We start from the raw sequence: 296 nt of genomic DNA on the forward strand, positions 1-296 counted from the left end.
CGCGGCGACGCCGCGAGCGCCTGGTGCCCTGCCTCGCCGAGCAACGTGACGACGCGTGAGCCGATCAGGCCCGAACCACCGATGACAACGATCTTCATCGCAAAATCTCCTGACGAAAGGGTTTTCCTGGAACGCGTGCGGCACGTGACGCGCGCCGCCTCCGATGAAAACGGTCATGACCGTCGCATCGCATGGCGCAATTGTGGAAGAATCATGTCCTATCCATCAGTGCCAAGAATCGTCGATCGGACTGGTCCATGCCGTCCGCTCCCGTCGCCCACGAGACCGCGATGCCC

1 pseudogene is annotated in these 296 nt (G+C 62.8%); it reads right to left on the reverse strand.

Features of this window, described 5'->3' with window-relative positions:
• Positions 1-98, reverse strand: a pseudogene (locus tag FOZ70_RS37920) (NmrA family transcriptional regulator); the annotation flags it as partial.
• Between the last annotated feature and the right edge of the window lie 198 nt (positions 99-296).

The organism is Burkholderia sp. COPS (genome assembly GCF_019425585.1).
GTDB lineage: Bacteria > Pseudomonadota > Gammaproteobacteria > Burkholderiales > Burkholderiaceae > Burkholderia > Burkholderia cepacia.